Genomic DNA, 16,405 nt, shown 5'->3' on the forward strand with positions numbered 1-16,405 from the left:
TTGATCATGGCAAAGGAAATTTATATTGCAGGTGAATGGCGATTAGGCCGTGGTGCAGTCATTCAAAGCCTGTTTCCGGCAGATCAGTCGGTGAATGCAGAGCTTTCAACGGCAACGCTTGAAGATGTAAATGAGGCAATTGAAAAAGCAGATCAGGCGTGGCGTCAACCGAGCTGGAGAAATAGCTTGCCGCATGAGCGTGCACGTATTCTCTACAAAGTTGCAGACATTATTGAAGCGCGTGTAGATGAATTAGCAAAATTACAAACACGCGATAATGGTAAGCCTTTAACCGAAACTCGTGGTTTGGTGATGAGCGCTGCCGCAACTGCACGCTATGTTGCGGCTGCATGTGAGACGCTTAATGATGAATTAACAACTCAGCGTGCTCCAGATTTTATGACCATGAGTGTGCATGAACCTGTCGGTGTTGTGGCAGCCATTACACCTTGGAACTCTCCAATTGCGAGTGAAGTTCAAAAGCTTGCTCCAGCTTTAGCAGCGGGAAATGCAGTGGTATTAAAACCAGCAGAAGCAACTTCGCTCATTGCTTTAGAGCTTGCCAAAATTTTTGAAGAAGCAGGCTTGCCAAAAGGCTTACTCAGTGTGCTCGTGGGCCGTGGTTCTATCATTGGTGACGCAATTGCTCAACATCCGTTGGTTCGTAAAATCTCTTTTACAGGTGGAACAACCACGGGCCGTCATTTGGCACATATTGCAGCGGATAAGCTTATTACTACTTCGCTTGAACTCGGTGGAAAGTCACCAACAATTGTTTTGCCGGATGCAGATGTCGAACTGGCTGCTAAAGGTGTGGCGTACGGTATTTTTAGCTCGGCAGGCCAAGCGTGTATCGCAGGTTCTCGCTTGTTTATTCATAGCAGTCTTTACGATCAGTTTCTAACGCGTTTGGTTGAAATTACCAAAGGCTTACGTGTGGGCCATCCAGAACAGGCTGGTGTGCATTTAGGGCCACTAGTGAATGACAAACATTTGCAGTCCGTTGACCGCTATGTACAGCTTGCTAAAAGTGAAGGTGGTCAGGTTCTGGTTGGTGGTGAAGCGCTTACCACTGGTGAATATGCCAAAGGAAGCTATTACTTACCGACCATTATTACGGGCTTAAATAACAGTGCTCAAACCTGTCAGGAAGAAATTTTTGGCCCTGTTTTAGTCGTTATGAAATATGACAACGAGCAAGATTTAATTGCCCAAGCCAATGACAGTTGTTTTGGTCTTGCCGCGGGCATCTGGACTGAAAGTTATCGCAAAGCTTGGCGCATCGCACGTGCGTTAGAAGTTGGAACGGTGTGGATTAATACCTACAAAAAGTTCTCGATTAGTGCGCCGTTTGGTGGCTTTAAAGACAGTGGTATCGGGCGCGAAAAAGGTCGTTTGGGCATTTTATCGTACATGCAACAAAAGAGTATTTATATGGGGCTGAATGAACAGCCTAACCCTTGGTGCGATTAATAAATTCAAGGAATGAGAACAAATTTTGAGGAACAGACATGACTGAACGTGTAAATGTAGGCGAAGCAATCGCAAGAGTTTTAGAAGCGCACCAAGTTGATAGTATTTATGGTGTTATTTCCATCCACAATTTACCTATTGCCGATGCGGTAGGTCGCCGTGAAAAAATGCGCTTTGTCGCAGCCCGTGGTGAAGCGGGTGCGGTCACCATGGCAGATGCACATTCACGCTTTAAAGGCCTAGGTGTAGCGTTGACCAGTACAGGTGCTGGCGCTGGTAATGCGGTGGGCTCACTCATTGAAGCAATGAATGCGGGTAGCCCCGTATTACATTTAACAGGTCAAGTTGAGCGTGAATATCTCGACCGTGATGCAAGCTTCATTCATGAAACTAAAGACCAACTTACATTCTTACGTGCATCAAGCAAAGCGGCGTTCCGTATTACCAGCCCAGACAATGCTGTTGGCGTGATTCGTGAAGCTATTCGTGTCGCAACTACAGTTCCAATGGGACCGGTAAGTGTTGAACTACCTATTGATGTACAAGCAGCAGAAATTGATTTACCACTTAATCTTGGACCAGTCAAAGCACTTGAGTTGCCGCAGGCAGAACAAGCTGAAATTGATCTTCTTGTCAGTGAAATCAAAAAAGCAAAACGCCCGATTTTCTGGATTGGCGGTGGAACTTTAAATAGCATTGCCGAAGTTAAAGCAATTGCAGATTTAGGTATTCCAGTGGTGTCGTCTACGCACGGTCGTGGAGTGTTGCCAGATGATCACCCACGTAGTTTAGGTGCTTTCCATAACTCTGCAGGTGTTGAGCAGTTATTAAAAGATGCCGACTTGATGGTTGTGGTGGGTTCTCGTTTACGTAGTAATGAAACAAAAACTTATTCGGTTGAGTTCCCTGAAAACATTATTCAGGTGGATGCCAACCCAGTGGCTCAGCAACGTAATTACAAAATCCGCAACTTCATTTGTGGCGATGCCAAAGATGTCTTAACACGTGTGTTAGAACAGCTTCAAGGAATTTCAAAAGTTGATGTCGACTACGATGCTGCTGTAGTTGCTGCTAAACAGTCTGCAATTGATGCACTGCGCAAGCAAATCGACCAATACGCTTTAATTTGTGATCACTTACGTGCAGCTTTACCGCAAGATGGCATTTTTGTACGTGACATCACCATGTCGGGCAGTACATGGGGCAGCCGTTTATTCCCTGTACAAGCACCAAACCAAAACATTCACTCACTTGCGGGTGCAATTGGTTTAGGTCTTGCAACAGCAATTGGGGCTTCGGTTGCTAACCCTGACAAAAAAGTGATTGGTTTAGTGGGTGATGGCGGCTTAATGCTTGGCATTGGTGAGATTGCAACCATGGTGCAAGAAAACACCAACATGGTCTTAATGATTATGAATGATGGTGGTTATGGCGTAATGCGTGGCATTCAAAATAACTACTTTGGTGGTCGTCAGTATTTCAATGAATTGCATACACCAGACTACAAACTTCTTGGCGAATCAATGGGTGTGAAGAGCTGGAAAGTCGGTAGTGCAGATGAGTTTAAAACGGTTATTCAAGAGGCTGTGGCTTTTGAAGGACCAACAGTGATTGAGCTCGATATGAACTCGATTGGACCATTAAACTTCGCGGGTCCACCGCAAAAGAAACTGTATTAACCAGTTTGGATGGTTTAGTACATATGCGATGGGAGCTGCTAAGCCATCCTTTTTTTAGATATATTTTTTTATCTAAAAAACAATAAAAACTAAGTTTTACAGGTAAAACAAATAAAGTTCCAGCAGGACGCTGGAACTCAATCAAGGATGTAGAGATGAAAAAGACTTCATTGATCATGGCATTCATTGCACCGCTTACGCTGGGGGTAAGCGTCAATGCATTTGCAAAAGACTCATTGCTTGAGTGGAAAAGTGATGACGGCACGGATTCATTAAAGTTAGGTGGAGTGGTTCGGTTAAATCAACGTTATGAAGATTGGGAAGGGCCAAACCGTGGTTTTGGAAAACTTCATTTTGATATTTTCAGGGTTGATCTCAAAGGTAAGTTTGATGATGCTTACATCAATGCCAGTTATATGATTCAAGACCAACAGAAAACGTCCATTGAGAAAGCATATGTTGGATATAACTTAGATGCCAATAACAGCATTGAAGCAGGTCTGGTATATAAGCCTTTTACGATTTATCCCTATCCGCAAAATGGCTGGACCTATCATATTCCGTTCTTTTTAGGTTATGGCAACAATATTGCGCCGGGGATTAACTGGAATTATCACGACAAAGATTGGGATGTAAAACTGGGTTATTACCCGCAAATGTTAGAGACAAATTTGCGTTATTCCCCTGAAAGTGCAACTTATGATGACTTGGCAGGAAATGCATTTCCATCTCAAAAAGCCTATCAAAATGAAAAGCGCAATCAGGTGAATACCCGCATTGTTCGCAAGTTAGAAACTGATTTCGGTAAGCAAGAGTTCGGTGTATCAGGTGCAATTGCTCAGTTGCATAATGATATTACCGATAAAGACGGCAAATATTATGCAGTCGGTTTACATACTGAAAACAACTACAAACGCTTTAATTTACAAAGCTCGGTCATTCATTATCAATACGATGCTAAAAATCCTGATGGTGTAAATAGTGATATGACTTTGATGGGAGCAAACGGCCTTACACCTGCCTATTTCATTGCTTCGGAAGGTACGATTGCCAGTTTAAATCTTGCCTATACGTTGCCTGTGACCAATATGGGCAAGCTAAAAGCCATTAAGTTTTATAATGACTATAGTTACCTTGATAAAAAGCGTGATGATTGGTCAGATTCGCAAATGAACACCACAGGTATGATGTTTATTGCTTCACCATTTATGGTTTGGGCGGATTATACGTGGGGTAAAAACTCCAACATTATTGGTGGGGCAACCAACTCAACGGGTTATACCTCTGCAACCTCGCCAAACAGCGATAAATGGCTATACCGTATTAACTTTAATATCGGCTTTACTTTCTAAACTAAGCAGCAATAAAAAACCACGCAATCGGCGTGGTTTTTTCATAGGTTAAAGCTTTTAATACCTGTTTTTTTCAAACTTATTCCAAAATACAAAAGCAGTCACAAAGGCCAAAATGGTCAGCGCGAAAATATAATACATCGCACCAATATCACTATATTGACTGAGCCAATGCACTAAAGGCAATGTCAAACCACCAACAATCGCATAAGACAAATTATATGAAAATGAAATGCCCGAGAAGCGAACAGGCGCGGGGAACATTTTGACCATACTGCTCGACACCATGCCGACAGTACCAGAGCATAGACCTAACAACATATATAAACCAAAAATGGTTGAGTGTGCGGCATGTCCTAAACTGTTATAAAAAACTGCTGCTGTAAGTGCAACGGCAAGCGCACCGACCATCATGACTTTGCCACAGCCAAAACGGTCAGCAAAATAGCCTGCCAAAATACAGCCGACCATTTGCATAACAATGGCGGCACTTTGCATTTCAAAAGTCTGTGCACGCTCAAAGCCAAATGAACCAATCAATAAATTTGGCATGGCTAAAATCACGACTACCACACAGCCTGTTAAAAACCATGTAAATAACATGCCAATCGCAACAGCTGTTTTATGCGTTTTTAATACTTGTTTTACCGGCATTTCTTTAGAAATTTCTTTACGTGCCTGCATGGCTTTAAAAACAGGTGTTTCTTTTAAATAAGTCCGTAAATAAAGCGCGACCAGACCAAAAATACCACCTGCAATAAAAGGAATACGCCAAGCCCAGTCATGGATTTGTCCCTCACTAAAATTCAGTGAAATCCATAGAGACATCAGTGCGCCTAGTAAAATTCCTAGAGACAGACCAGCGGTGAGTAAACCATTTGCCAGTCCGATTTTTCTTTCGGGTACATGTTCTGACACAAAGGTCCATGCGGCTGGAATTTCACCCCCAATTGCAATCCCTTGTACCACACGCATAAGTAATAAAAGCAGCGGTGCCAAATACCCAATATTTTCAAAAGTCGGCAATATCCCGATAAACAGGGTAGGTAGTGCCATCAGCAAAATAGAAAGCGAAAACAGTTTTTTACGTCCAACCAAATCACCAAAATGGGCCATGACAACCCCGCCTAAGGGCCTAAAAAAGTAACCTGCTGCGAAAATACCATAAGTGTTAAGCATGGCCCAAAAAGGGCTAAGTGTGCTTGGGAAAAAGAGGTCGGAAATGATTTTGGCGTAAAACACATAAATCACGAAATCGTAAAACTCTAAAGCACCGCCCAATGAAGAAAGGGCAAGGGTTCGTTTATCTTCTTTATTAAGATAGTTCGCATCCTGCAAAGTTAAGTCCTGATCCATTTTTTTACTTAATTGTTGTAATTGAAGTTTGGATATTAATGGAAAAGTGAAGTAAAAGTAAATGGAGGAAATTTGTTCTATGAAGAGGTATAGATTTTAATCATTCAGATAAAAAAGCTTTAAAACAAAAAACGCATTAGATGAAACAAAAACAGATGTAGGAATGACTTTTCTTTTGAGCTGTTCAGCGACACAATAAAACTTGTCATAACCAGTTTAATAAGAGATTCAAAGGATGAGTGTAGTTTTACCTGTCGCAAAGCGTGGTGAAGATATTTTAAAACTCAGGGCGGCTCCCGTTTCGACAAATGAGTTAAACAGTAATTGGCTTTATCAGCTTGCTGATGCTATGCATGCGACAATGCTTGAGCGTAATGGGGTAGGAATTGCTGCACCGCAAGTTTATATTTCTAAACGCGTCATTATTGTGGCGTCTAGACCAAATCCACGCTATCCCGATGCACCTGAAATGGAAGCTGTGGTCATGGTGAACCCTGAAATTTTAGAGTTCTCAAATGAAACGCTTTTGGGTGAAGAAGGCTGCTTAAGTGTGCCAGACGAGCGTGGACAAGTTGAACGTGCAGAAATGGTGAAGGTGAAATATTTAACACTTCAAGGTGAAGTGGTTGAAACGGTTTTTCATGGTTTTCCTGCTCGTATTGTTCAACATGAAGTCGATCATTTAAATGGGATCTTGTTTGTAGAAAGAATAATCTAATCTTCTGTTTAAAGTTTTGAAAAACCTATAATGAGCTTGAAATAAAGAAGCCATCGGAATTACAATACTTATATCGTGATTTTTATTTCACTAAAAAATTATAATTTTAATATTATCAGCAGGTTGTGCTGAAAAAATGATCGAAAGTGTAAATCTCCTCATTTAAGGTTACTGACCATGAAAACCCCTCTCCCAGATTATTTGGCAAATGTGATAGAAGCCTGTGAGGTAGATAATAGCGGACATCTAGCTGACTATATTCCAGAGTTAGCAAATGCAAACCCAGACCGATTGGCTTTAGCAATGTCTACGGTAGATGGTGAAATTTATTCAATAGGCGATGATGATATTGAATTCACGATTCAATCGATTTCTAAACCTTTTGTATATGCCTATGTGATGCAACAGCTTGGCATTGATGCGGTACTTGCGAAAGTAGGGGTAGAGCCTTCGGGGGAAGCCTTCAATGAAATTTCCTTGGGCAAAGACGGACGTCCGAAAAACCCGATGATCAACTCTGGCGCAATTACTGTACATTCCTTGATTCAGGTTAAACATGGTTTACATAGCGCAGAAATTTTACGTCGTTTTATGAGCGAGCTTGCAGGACGTGAATTAAGTTTTGATGAGTCTGTCTATGATTCGGAAGTCAAAACAGCCTACCGTAATCTTTCGATCGGTTATATGTTGCGAACTGTCGGAATTTTAGAAACTGATCCTGTCGATATTGTGAATGGTTATATTCGCCAATGTGCAATCTTGGTGACGGTTAAAGATCTGGTACGTATGGGCAGTGTGCTTGCCAATGGCGGAGTCGACCCTAAAACTGGAAAGCGTTTATTAAACCGATCTGTCGTTAGACAAGTGCTCAGTGTCATGATGAGCTGTGGTATGTATGATGCTGCAGGTGACTGGCTGTCGACTGTAGGCATTCCTGCTAAAAGTGGTGTAGCAGGGGGTATTTTGGGTGTGCTGCCGGGTCAGGTCAGTATTGCTGCTTTTTCTCCTCGTTTAGATGAGCATGGTCATAGTATTCGAGGTATCGATATTTTAGAACGGTTATCCCGTGACATGGGATTACACCTCATGGAAGGTACACCTTCTGCACAAACCATTGTCCAAAGTCATTACCGTACAGGAAAAGATGCTTCATTAAGTGTGTATGTGCTTCGCGGTGTATTGAAATTTACCGAAGCTGAAATGTTGTTGCGTATTTTACAAGACGAAACGACTGATCAAAGTACCATTGTGATTGATTTGACCCAGATTTCACTCATTCATGATGTGGGTAAACGTATGTTTCTTGAAGGTGTAGATCGACTGATTGATGATGGTCATACACTTGTTTTGGTAGATCCTGAACAACGTTTAGACCATGCGAGAACTGCAAAAGATCGAGAACTTCATGTCTATCATGATTTCGATGATTTACTCGAAAAACATGAAATACGCTCAAAAAAAAAGACTTATAACGACATCGCAGCACTTCTAAACTGCTGAGGTGTTTTTCCTAAATGTCGTTTAAACATCGTACTGAATGCACTGGGGTTGTTATACCCCAGTGATTCGGAAATTCGAGCAATAGATTCACCATTTGCGATTTTACTTAAGGCAAGTGCAATATGCATTTGTTGGACCCATGCCCGATAGGACAGCCCCGTCTCTTTTTGGAACATACGCATGAGGGTTCTAGAACTCGCACCAATATCATCAGCCCAATCTGTTAAGTCTTTTGAGTGATTAGGAGCGTGTAATAACGCTTGGCAAATTTTTAATAATCGTTTGTCTTTTGGCCATGGAATCTGAATAGGCAATAAATTGGCCCGATGAATTTCTTCAAAAATCAAAATTTGTAAAGAACGCGAAAGCTCTTGAGAGGTCACAATATTTGGTGAGTCCTCTCGTTCAATTTCGTTTAAACGAATTAAAAGCTCATGCAAAAGATTGCTCACCCGAATAATAAAGCAATGTTGCCCCATTAAAGCCGCTGCATTTACTTCAACTAACGCCGTATTTAACTTCACGTGACTCAGTGAAATCACACTATGTTCGACATGAGCAGGAATCCATAACGCACACATAGGCGGCACAATCCAGACATTATTCGGTGTAAACACCTGAATATTTCCTGTGGATGCATACAAAAACTGCGCACGTGTATGCGTATGGGTCGGGGTGATTTCTCGGTAGGCATGCTCGGAAGATAGTCCAATTACAAGTTCAGATAAATCAGACTGAATAAGAGAATCGGACATAATCTATCCTAAAAATTGTCACTTATACGATGATTATTGGAAGATAACTTTATAAGCGACAATTTACAATAAGCACCTTACTTAAAATATTGGAGTTTTTCAGGTATGACGTCTTCAATACAATTGAAAGATGGTATTGCCAATACCGTTGCAAATGATCAGCCTCAAGGAATGATTATTAAAATTGTAGGCGCCGTGGCGGTTGCACATTTACTCAATGATTTGATTCAAGCAGTGCTACCCGCTATCTATCCAATGCTAAAAGCAAACTTTTCGCTGAGTTTTGCTCAAGTTGGCCTGATCTCGTTTGTATATCAAATTACAGGTTCACTGCTACAGCCTTGGATCGGACTTTATACCGATAAACATCCAAAACCATATCTTCTCCCACTCGGAATGATGGTTACATTCTGCGGCATTATTTTGTTGGCATTTTCACCAAGTTTTGCCGTGTTGTTATGCGCATCTGCGCTAATTGGGGTCGGATCTGCAACTTTTCACCCTGAAGCTTCGCGAGTGGCACGAATGGCATCGGGCGGGCGCTTTGGTACGGCGCAGTCGACTTTTCAGGTGGGTGGAAATACAGGTACTGCCATTGGCCCATTATTAGCAGCATTATTGATTGTACCGTTTGGGCAGCATGCAGTTGCGGGTTTAGTGATATTTGCACTTTTAGCGATTTGGGTTTTATTTGGCGTAAGCCGCTGGACGGTGAGCCATGCTAAAAATCAGATAGCTACACGTGCAAACCAAGCACAAAGTAAATTGCATGGCCGTAAGCTCATTATCGCCTTGAGCACGATTAGCGTGTTAATGTTCGCCAAATTTACCTACATTGCCAGCATTAGTAATTACTTTACTTTTTATCTTATTCAAAAGTTCCATATCAGTATTCAGACTGCTCAGTTGCATTTGTTTGCTTTCTTGGCCGCTGTTGCTTTAGGAACATTTGCAGGTGGCCCAATTGGTGACAAAATTGGTCGTAAAGCTGTGATCTGGGTTTCATTTGTGGGTATGGCGCCGTTTGCATTAATGATGCCGTATGCAAACCTATTTTGGACAACGGTTTTCTCAATTATTGCAGGTTTGGTTTTGTCGTCGGCTTTTGCAGCAATGGTGGTTTACGCGCAAGAAGCTGTTCCGGGCCGTGTGGGCATGATTGCAGGTTTAATGTTTGGTCTTATGTTTGGGGTAAGTGGTATTGCCGCAGCCGGGTTAGGACATTTAGCTGATATTAACGGCATTGAATGGGTATTTGGTTTATGTTCATTGTTGCCATTACTTGGCTTTGCAACTGCATTTTTACCAAACACAAAAGTTAAATAAATGAAAAGACTCTCAGTCATATGCAGCTGAGAGTCTTTTTTAGATAGCGATAGTTCCAATTAAAAGATTATTTTTGAATACCAAATTTAAATACAGTGACACTCTTATAAGTTTGATCTGGGTTTAAACGTGTAGAAGGGAAATTTGGTTGATTCGGGCTATCTGGAAAATGCTGTGTTTCTAATGCCAGCGCGTCTGCTTGTCGATAAAGTACACCATTTGCACCAACAATATTTCCTAATAAATGATTCGCCGTATACATTTGAACGCTTGGTTCAGTGGTTAAAACCTGCATGGTTCGTTTAGATTTTGGATCAACCACATTAGCCGCAAGATTTAACTTTCCTTGAGACTTTTGATTAATTACCCAAGTTTGGTCATAACCATATCCATAGGCCAATTGCTGATTATTCGCTCGAATATCTTTCACAATCGCTTTAGGAGTTCGAAAATCAAAAGGTGTACCCGCAACTGAAGCAATTTCACCTGTTGGTAAAGAGTTTTGATCGGTTACCAATATACGGTCTGCGTTGAGTTGTACCACATGATCTAGTACGCCATAAGGGTTATTGCCAGCGCCTGATAAGTTGAAATAACTGTGGTTGGTGAGGTTGACGACTGTAGGCTGATCAGTTTTGGCTTTATATTCAATCTGGAATTCATTTCGATCTGAAAGACTGTAGATTACTTCCACATCTAACTTTCCGGGAAAACCTTGATCACCATTTGGACTGGTTAACTTAAGAGAAGCTTTAACGGTTTCACCTTTAGAAACGAGGGGCTTAACTTGCCAAACACGTTTATCAAAACCCGGATTACCACTATGCAATGAATTCGGGCCATTATTTTTTTCAAGATTATACGTTTTTCCATCCAAGCTAAATTTAGCATTGCCAATACGGTTCGCATAACGACCAATCAATCCGCCAAAATGAATGCCTTCTTTGGTATCAGTGACTTCATAGCCTTTTAGGTCATCGAACCCCAAAACGATATTGCTTTTTTTACCTTGGGCATCGGGAGTCAAGATCTGTGTAATTACACCACCGAAACTAATAAAAGATACGGAGACACCATTATTGTTGCTCATGGTGTATAAATCAACTTTTTGACCATTTTGAGTTGTGCCATAGGGTTTTACATTTAACGTTGCTGCATTTGCAAGTTGTGCAAAGCTATAAATTGTGACACCTAAAATTACTAATTTTTTCATGCTTATACTCTATATTGTAATAGTTGGACAGGATGAATATAAGATTGATTTTTCATCTTTTTAAAGAGGTTTTTATTATATGTAGTGTTAATAATAATCGAGTAGTTAATGTCAAATATTGAAAAAACTGGTTCAATTTAAGCTTATAAAGAAATTAATCTTATGAACAAAATTCGACGGTAAGCTATTTTTATGAATCATCCCGACTCGGTTTTAAAATTTTCACTTGGTCTTAATGATTTGTCATTTGACTTAGACAACCAGCACATTCGACTTGAACAGGGCTTGGGTTTTGTTGATTCAAAAATTATCGGCCATGGTGTTATTGATGAGCTTGCTATCGAAAAGATGATTTATTTTATTGAAGAAATCATCGAGTCAAAACCCCTTAGAAATCTAAATATAAGTGGTGTAGCTGTTACATCTGATGCAGCCATGACACAGCTCAGTGAGTTATTTTTTAATGCTAAAAAGCACATCAGCCGTACTGAGCTTGAGCATGGATTTAATGATTTTATTGAGCGTTTGAGCTACTACACAAGCCAAGCGGCACCAGATCAGCTTTATATTTTTACCTACTTTGTATTTATTCGAGAGATGATGCATCACTTAAGAGTTGAGCAAATTCAGATCCTTTAAGAAATGACACTAAAAGCGTAAAAAATAGGGAATAACGGATAGTAGAGTACCAATGCCACTAAGCAAGACATTACTTTCAATAAAATAAGGAAAAATCATTAAAACTAAACCCGCAGTAAAAGGCACAGTCATTTTTTGCTTTTTCCCATAGAGAAAATAGCCGAGCCCAATGGAGCTAAAGATTACGCCGAGAAAAAGTTGTGTTGTGTTCATAAAGAATTTCTAAATATTCGAATAAAAAAGAGCTACATATGTAGCTCTCCTCAAAAATTACATAGGCTTAAACAATCGAATCATCTAAATTCGGCCCTAACCAGCGTTTCGCTTCATCCAGTGTCCAACCTTTACGTTTTGCATAATCTTCAAGTTGGTCTTGAGAGATTTTGCCCACGTTAAAGTATTCACTTTGTGGATGAGAATAATAGAAACCACTTACCGAAGAGGGTGGCATCATTGCAAAGTGTTCAGTCAGTTTGGTGCCGATTTTATCTGTAGAACCTAACCAGTCAAACAACACAGCTTTTTCAGAGTGCTCTGGACAAGCTGGGTAACCCGGTGCAGGGCGAATACCGACATATTTCTCTTTAATCAGCTCTTCATTGCTGAGCTGTTCATCAGCTTTATAGCCCCAGAACTCTTTACGAATGCGTTCATGCAAGTGTTCCGCAAAGGCTTCAGCAAAACGGTCAGCCAATGACTGAACTAAAATTGCAGAGTAGTCGTCACCTTTGGCTTTGTATTCATTTGCCAATTCTTCTGCACCAAAAATTGATACAGTGAATCCGCCCAAGTAGTCCTGTTGCTCACGGTCAGCGCGAATGTAATCTGCTAAAGACAAGTTTGGTTTGCCTGTAATTTTGTCAGATTGCTGACGTAAATGCTCAAAAGTATGCGTAACATTTTGACCCGCTTCATCAAATACGCTCACTGTGTCAGCGTTAGTGCGTTGAGCAGGGAACATACCAAATACAGCACGGGCATCAAAACGATTGTTGTCGATAATATCTTTCAACATTGCTTGAGCTTGGTTGTACAAGTCAGTTGCAGCTTCACCAACCACTTCATCTTCTAAAATTTTCGGGAATTTACCTGCTAAGCTCCAAGAAATGAAGAATGGTGTCCAATCAAAATATTCTACAAGCGTTGCAAGCGGATAGTTGGTGAGGACTTGTGTTCCCAAAAGGTTTGGTTTTGGTGGTACATAGCTTTCGTCAATTTTAAAACCGTTTTCAACTGACTCAGTATAAGTCAATTTTGCAGCTTTTGGCTGTTTGTTGGCTAAGCGCTCGCGAATCTTGGCATATTCAGCACGATGCTCTTCGATGAATTTTACACGCATTTCTTTTGAAAGCAGAGTTGTTGCAACACCTACGGCACGTGAAGCATCTGCAACATAAATCACAGCATCATTTTGGTACTGAGGATCAATTTTTACTGCTGTATGTGCTTTAGAAGTTGTTGCGCCACCAATCAATAAAGGAATATTAAAACCTTTACGTTGCATTTCTTTCGCGACGAACACCATTTCATCTAAAGATGGGGTAATCAGACCTGATAATCCAATGATGTCACATTTTTCATCAATTGCAGTTTGCAAGATTTTCTCGCAAGGCACCATCACGCCAAGGTCAACAATATCGTAACCATTACAGCCCAGTACTACGCCTACAATATTTTTACCAATATCGTGTACGTCGCCCTTAACAGTTGCCATCAGGACTTTACCTTTAGATTGGCTACCTGTTTTCTCAGCTTCAATGTACGGGTTAAGCCAAGCCACAGCTTGCTTCATAACACGTGCAGATTTCACAACCTGTGGTAAGAACATTTTGCCTGAACCGAACAAGTCACCAACAACGTTCATGCCGTCCATCAAAGCGCCTTCGATTACATCTAAAGGACGTTTGGCTTTTAGGCGAGCTTCTTCGGTATCTTCGTCAATGTAGGTGGTAATACCTTTAACCAATGCATATTCAAGACGTTTTTCTACAGGTTCGTTACGCCATTCAAGGTTTTCTGCTTCGCGTTGAGCACCACTATGGCCACGGAACTTTTCAGCGACTTCAAGCAATTTTTCAGTAGCAAGTTGTCCAGATTCACCTTGGTTCTGGTTTAAAACAACATCTTCAACTGCATCTTTGAGTTCTTTCGGAATATCATCATAAATTGCCATTTGACCGGCATTTACAATCCCCATGGTCATGCCTTGTTTAATGGCATGGTACAAGAACACAGAGTGAATCGCTTCACGCACAGGCTCATTACCACGGAACGAGAACGAAACGTTCGATACACCACCAGAAATCATGGCGTGAGGTAAGTTCTGTTTAATCCAACCGGTGGCTTCAATAAAATCGACGCCATAGTTATTGTGTTCTTCAATTCCTGTTGCAACAGCAAACACGTTCGGGTCAAAAATAATATCTTCAGCAGGGAAGCCGACATCGTTAACCAAAACATCATAAGAACGTTTACAGATTTCACGTTTGCGCTCAGCAGTGTCCGCCTGACCTGTTTCATCAAAGGCCATCACAATAATCGCAGCACCATATTGACGGCACAGGCGAGCTTTTTCGACAAACTCGTCATAACCTTCTTTTAAAGAAATTGAGTTAACAACCGGTTTGCCTTGTACACATTTTAAGCCTGCTTCAATGATTTCCCATTTCGATGAGTCAATCATGATCGGCACACGTGAAATATCTGGCTCAGATGCCACAAGGTTTAGGAAATGCACCATCGCATTTTGCGAATCGAGCATCCCTTCATCCATGTTAATGTCAATAATCTGAGCGCCAGCTTCCACTTGTTGCTGTGCCACTTCTAAAGCTTCGGCAAAGTTTTCTTCACGAATAAGACGTAAGAATTTTTTTGAACCAGTAACGTTAGTACGTTCACCCACGTTAACGAACAATGAGTCATCATAAATATTAAATGGTTCTAAACCACTTAAGCGACAAGCTGGCTTAGTTTCAGGAATTTGACGTGGTGCAATGTCTTTTACAGCATTGGCAATAGCACGAATATGGTCTGGTGTTGTACCACAGCAACCGCCGGTAATATTGATCAAACCACTTTCTGCAAATTCTTTTAAGAACGCCGCGGTTTGCTCTGGAGTTTCATCATATTCACCAAATGCGTTTGGTAAGCCTGCATTTGGATGAGCAGAAATGAATGTATCAGCAACATCAGACACGGTTTTAACGTGAGGACGCATTGCATCTGCACCAAGGGCACAGTTAAAACCAATTGAAAGTAAGTCACCATGACGTACCGAGTTCCAGAACGCTTCGGCAGTTTGACCTGTTAAGGTACGGCCTGAGGCATCGGTAATGGTCCCCGAAATCATGAGAGGTAATTCATGACCAATTTGTTTAAAGACTTCTTTCACCGCAAAAATTGCAGCTTTACAGTTTAATGTATCAAAAACGGTTTCAATCAGAATGATATCTGCACCGCCTTCAATCAGCGCATGAGTTGCCTCAATATAGTTTTCTTTTAGCTCATCAAAGGTAATGTTACGAAATGCTGGATCATTTACATTGGGTGAAATTGAACAGGTACGCGATGTTGGACCGAGTACACCTGCTACAAAACGAGGTTTATCTGGAGTCGAATATTTTTCACAGGCTGCTTTAGCTAAACGTGCTGCTTCACGGTTAATCTCTGGAACAAGATCTTCCATGTGGTAATCAGACATTGAAACACGCGTGCCGTTAAAGCTGTTGGTTTCAATAATGTCTGCGCCCGCATCAAGATAAGCTTCATGAATACCTTGAATGATTTCCGGTTGAGTCAGCACAAGAAGGTCATTGTTACCTTTTAGGTCATGTGCCCAATCGGCAAAACGCTCACCACGGTAGTCGGCTTCTTCTAATTTATGGCGTTGAATCATGGTGCCCATTGCACCATCAATAATCAGAATGCGTTTGGCAAGAAGCGCTTTTAGGGTGGCAAGCGTAGACATAGAAAACCCCGATATTTTACAAATTTAAAAATGCGGCGCTATTGTAACAGAATAGTTGCACAATTGATGAGCTATAACGACCCATCATTCACTTGTAATAGATTCATTGAAAAACGGCTGCTATGACAAATAGAGAATGTTTTTTCATCAAATATTCATAAAATGATCATGATATTGAAATATTTCATCTCCAATATTCCGTTTTATGACAATTAGGCTGTTTAAAAAATAGTCATGCAGGTAATTTTTTATATATTTTTGCTTTAAAAATAGTCATAAATAAGGAAGATATAAAATGATTTAAATTATTGTATTTTAAAATAAAAATAAATTTCATAGAGGAAAGGTGCATCAAATGAGGTCAAAATATGAAAAATTGACTTCATCAGACGCCGCTTTGTCATATAATTGTCATAATTTAATTTAA

Annotated in this window: 12 protein-coding genes; 7 read left to right on the forward strand and 5 right to left on the reverse strand. The window is 40.8% G+C overall.

Annotated features, from left to right (window positions below):
* Positions 1-6: 6 nt before the first annotated feature.
* The 3 genes from ACINWC141_RS00205 (at position 7) to ACINWC141_RS00215 (ending at position 4,504) form a co-directional block, all read left to right on the forward strand.
* Positions 7-1,473, forward strand: a complete 1,467-nt coding sequence (locus ACINWC141_RS00205; protein ID WP_009386574.1) for an aldehyde dehydrogenase — start codon at positions 7-9, stop codon at positions 1,471-1,473.
* 38 nt (positions 1,474-1,511) lie between these two features.
* Positions 1,512-3,152, forward strand: coding sequence for a thiamine pyrophosphate-binding protein (locus ACINWC141_RS00210; protein WP_009386605.1), 1,641 nt, complete (start codon positions 1,512-1,514; stop codon positions 3,150-3,152).
* Between the two features lie 155 nt (positions 3,153-3,307).
* On the forward strand, positions 3,308-4,504 hold the full coding sequence (locus ACINWC141_RS00215; protein WP_009386566.1) for a putative porin: 1,197 nt from the start codon (positions 3,308-3,310) through the stop codon (positions 4,502-4,504).
* Positions 4,505-4,561: 57 nt separating this feature from the next.
* Here the strand turns inward: ACINWC141_RS00215 and ACINWC141_RS00220 are convergent, their stop codons facing one another.
* The gene (locus ACINWC141_RS00220) at positions 4,562-5,860 is read right to left on the reverse strand and encodes an MFS transporter (RefSeq protein WP_009386482.1); all 1,299 of its coding nucleotides are present in this window, start codon (positions 5,858-5,860) and stop codon (positions 4,562-4,564) included.
* A gap of 235 nt (positions 5,861-6,095) precedes the next feature.
* Here ACINWC141_RS00220 and def point away from each other — a divergent pair, with 235 nt between their 5' ends.
* Both def and ACINWC141_RS00230 read left to right on the forward strand, forming a co-directional pair.
* Complete coding sequence (gene def, locus ACINWC141_RS00225; RefSeq protein WP_009386331.1) at positions 6,096-6,578, forward strand: peptide deformylase; 483 nt, start codon at positions 6,096-6,098, stop codon at positions 6,576-6,578.
* Between the two features lie 177 nt (positions 6,579-6,755).
* Positions 6,756-8,078: a glutaminase gene (locus ACINWC141_RS00230; RefSeq protein WP_009386587.1), complete on the forward strand. Its 1,323-nt coding sequence runs from the start codon at positions 6,756-6,758 to the stop codon at positions 8,076-8,078.
* Here the strand turns inward: ACINWC141_RS00230 and ACINWC141_RS00235 are convergent.
* Positions 8,045-8,833: an AraC family transcriptional regulator gene (locus ACINWC141_RS00235; protein ID WP_009386615.1), complete on the reverse strand. Its 789-nt coding sequence runs from the start codon at positions 8,831-8,833 to the stop codon at positions 8,045-8,047. The genes ACINWC141_RS00230 and ACINWC141_RS00235 overlap by 34 nt on opposite strands.
* 105 nt (positions 8,834-8,938) lie before the next feature.
* On the opposite strand from ACINWC141_RS00235, the gene ACINWC141_RS00240 reads away from it, so the two are divergent.
* Positions 8,939-10,159, forward strand: coding sequence for an MFS transporter (locus tag ACINWC141_RS00240; RefSeq protein ID WP_009386558.1), 1,221 nt, complete (start codon positions 8,939-8,941; stop codon positions 10,157-10,159).
* Positions 10,160-10,226: 67 nt separating this feature from the next.
* Here ACINWC141_RS00240 and ACINWC141_RS00245 read toward each other — a convergent pair whose 3' ends face one another.
* Positions 10,227-11,372: an aldose epimerase family protein gene (locus ACINWC141_RS00245; RefSeq protein WP_009386570.1), complete on the reverse strand. Its 1,146-nt coding sequence runs from the start codon at positions 11,370-11,372 to the stop codon at positions 10,227-10,229.
* A gap of 192 nt (positions 11,373-11,564) precedes the next feature.
* Between ACINWC141_RS00245 and ACINWC141_RS00250 the strand changes: the two genes are divergently transcribed.
* The gene (locus ACINWC141_RS00250; protein WP_009386588.1) at positions 11,565-12,011 is read left to right on the forward strand and encodes a hypothetical protein; all 447 of its coding nucleotides are present in this window, start codon (positions 11,565-11,567) and stop codon (positions 12,009-12,011) included.
* A 9-nt stretch (positions 12,012-12,020) separates the two neighbouring features.
* Here ACINWC141_RS00250 and ACINWC141_RS00255 read toward each other — a convergent pair whose 3' ends face one another.
* Together ACINWC141_RS00255 and metH are read right to left on the reverse strand one after the other, a co-directional pair.
* Entirely contained in the window at positions 12,021-12,224 is a 204-nt protein-coding gene (locus tag ACINWC141_RS00255; protein ID WP_034676950.1) for a hypothetical protein, read from the reverse strand.
* 67 nt (positions 12,225-12,291) lie between these two features.
* Entirely contained in the window at positions 12,292-15,978 is a 3,687-nt protein-coding gene (metH, locus tag ACINWC141_RS00260) for a methionine synthase (protein WP_009386609.1), read from the reverse strand.
* Positions 15,979-16,405: the final 427 nt, after the last annotated feature.

This window comes from Acinetobacter sp. WC-141 (assembly GCF_000313935.1).
Lineage (GTDB): Bacteria > Pseudomonadota > Gammaproteobacteria > Pseudomonadales > Moraxellaceae > Acinetobacter.

What these genes read in the sequence shown, in the direction of transcription:
- ACINWC141_RS00235 (WP_009386615.1), bottom strand. Translation starts at nt 8,833, where the DNA reads ATGTCCGATTCTCTTATTCAGTCTGATTTATCTGAACTTGTAATTGGA.
- def (WP_009386331.1), top strand. Translation starts at nt 6,096, where the DNA reads ATGAGTGTAGTTTTACCTGTCGCAAAGCGTGGTGAAGATATTTTAAAA.
- ACINWC141_RS00255 (WP_034676950.1), bottom strand. Translation starts at nt 12,224, where the DNA reads ATGAACACAACACAACTTTTTCTCGGCGTAATCTTTAGCTCCATTGGG.
- ACINWC141_RS00205 (WP_009386574.1), top strand. Translation starts at nt 7, where the DNA reads ATGGCAAAGGAAATTTATATTGCAGGTGAATGGCGATTAGGCCGTGGT.
- metH (WP_009386609.1), bottom strand. Translation starts at nt 15,978, where the DNA reads ATGTCTACGCTTGCCACCCTAAAAGCGCTTCTTGCCAAACGCATTCTG.
- ACINWC141_RS00220 (WP_009386482.1), bottom strand. Translation starts at nt 5,860, where the DNA reads ATGGATCAGGACTTAACTTTGCAGGATGCGAACTATCTTAATAAAGAA.
- ACINWC141_RS00250 (WP_009386588.1), top strand. Translation starts at nt 11,565, where the DNA reads ATGAATCATCCCGACTCGGTTTTAAAATTTTCACTTGGTCTTAATGAT.
- ACINWC141_RS00215 (WP_009386566.1), top strand. Translation starts at nt 3,308, where the DNA reads ATGAAAAAGACTTCATTGATCATGGCATTCATTGCACCGCTTACGCTG.
- ACINWC141_RS00240 (WP_009386558.1), top strand. Translation starts at nt 8,939, where the DNA reads ATGACGTCTTCAATACAATTGAAAGATGGTATTGCCAATACCGTTGCA.
- ACINWC141_RS00210 (WP_009386605.1), top strand. Translation starts at nt 1,512, where the DNA reads ATGACTGAACGTGTAAATGTAGGCGAAGCAATCGCAAGAGTTTTAGAA.
- ACINWC141_RS00245 (WP_009386570.1), bottom strand. Translation starts at nt 11,372, where the DNA reads ATGAAAAAATTAGTAATTTTAGGTGTCACAATTTATAGCTTTGCACAA.
- ACINWC141_RS00230 (WP_009386587.1), top strand. Translation starts at nt 6,756, where the DNA reads ATGAAAACCCCTCTCCCAGATTATTTGGCAAATGTGATAGAAGCCTGT.